Raw genomic sequence first — 675 nt, 5'->3', positions numbered from 1 at the left:
GTATGCGCCAGCCCTCGATTTTGCACCGTGCATCCTCCACAGACATGAACCAGTTCTCGTTCAAACATTCCTGCCGCAGCCTGCCATTAAAGGACTCCACCGTAGCGTTGTCCGTCGGTGTTCCCGGGCGTGAGAAGTCTATCCAGATCCCTCTTTCATACACCCACTTGTCCAGCATTTTTCCTGCAAATTCAGAACCATTATCGGTTTTCAGCAACTGCGGTAAACGACGCCTGAGCGCTATGCTGTTCAGCATCTCTGCCACTTCTGTCGAACGCAGATTCTGTCCCACGCAGATCCCCAGGCATTCGCGGGTATAAAGGTCGATAACCGTCAACAGGCGCAGTCGTCGCCCGTCAAACAACGCATCAGAAACAAAATCCATGCCCCAGACATGGTTGGGATATAAGCCCTGAGGCTGCGGCTGCCGCCGCTGGGCAGATTTATTGCGACGTGGCCGTTTGAGGCGTAGCGACAGCCCTTGCTCACAGTAGAGGCGGTAGATCCGTTTGTGATTGTCGCGCCAGCCCTCACGCCGGAGCAGCACGTGTACCCGGCGATATCCGTAGTGAATTCGCGTTTCGGTGATCTCACGAATACGCAGGCGCAGTGCGCTGTCATCAGCAGCAACAGAACGATATCTAAACGAGCTGCGGCTGAGCCGTAGCGCAAAAC

At 55.3% G+C, this 675-nt stretch carries 1 protein-coding gene; it reads right to left on the bottom strand.

Going from position 1 to position 675, the window contains the following annotated elements; translation table 11 throughout:
* A partial coding sequence (locus tag ACMV5H_RS25595) for an IS3 family transposase (protein ID WP_414822813.1) occupies positions 1-675 on the bottom strand: 675 nt, incomplete at both ends.

The organism is Serratia sp. N21D137 (assembly GCF_047530005.1).
Classification (GTDB): Bacteria; Pseudomonadota; Gammaproteobacteria; order Enterobacterales; family Enterobacteriaceae; genus Chania; species Chania fonticola_B.
This window is presented reverse-complemented; position numbering and strand designations above follow the sequence as displayed.